This window comes from Megasphaera sp. AF13-6AC (genome assembly GCF_027685385.1).
Classification (GTDB): Bacteria; Bacillota; Negativicutes; order Veillonellales; family Megasphaeraceae; genus Megasphaera; species Megasphaera micronuciformis.
In genome coordinates, this window is record NZ_JAQCUN010000286.1 from 1 (window position 1) to 793 (window position 793).

Here is a 793-nt window from a genome sequence, read left to right on the forward strand (position 1 = left end):
TTTGGATCATTATCGTCGGCGCGGCACTACTCGGCTTGACGGCCGGCATTATCGGCACCTTCGCCGTCTTACGCAAAGAAAGTCTTATCGGCGACGGCCTCTCTCATGCAGCCCTTCCCGGCATTGCTCTGGCTTTCTTATGGAGCGGTACGAAAGATACGGTATGGCTGTTGACCGGTGCTGCCGTGTCGTCACTTATAACATCCTGGCTCATCGCCTTGACCGTGCGTTACACAAAAATAAAATTCGACGCAATCCTGGCAACTCTCTTATCTTCATTCTTCGGCTTCGGTATGGTCTTACTTACCTATATCCAAAGCCTTGACAACGCCTCTCAAGCAGGTCTTACAAAGTTTATTTTCGGCCAGGCCGCCTCTATGATGATAAAAGATGTCTATTTGACTTCGGCCGCGGCCGTACTGATAATCCTGCTTGTACTTATTTTTTGGAAGGAACTCAAGCTGACATCCTTTGATGAAGAATACGCCCGCACCTTACAAATACCCGTTACGGCAGTAACTGTCCTATATCGCGGCATGCTTCTTTTAACCGTAATCATCGGTATTCAAACCGTAGGAGCCGTTCTCATAAGCTCTCTACTGATTGCCCCTGCGGCGGCAGCCCGACAATGGACCGACAAATTAGGCACTATGATTACACTGGCCGGCTTCTTCGGCGCACTCTCGGGCATCGGCGGTGTGATATGGAGTGCCTCTGTTACCAAACTGCCTACAGGTCCGGCAATTATCGTCTGCTTATCAACGATTGTATTCATCAGCCTCCTTTTTTCGCC

The 793-nt window shown here is 49.8% G+C and carries 1 protein-coding gene; it reads left to right on the forward strand.

What is annotated here, in order from left to right; genetic code table 11:
* Positions 1-5: 5 nt before the first annotated feature.
* On the forward strand, positions 6-793 hold a 788-nt coding region (locus tag PGX78_RS08905; RefSeq protein WP_270446603.1), incomplete at its 3' end, for a metal ABC transporter permease.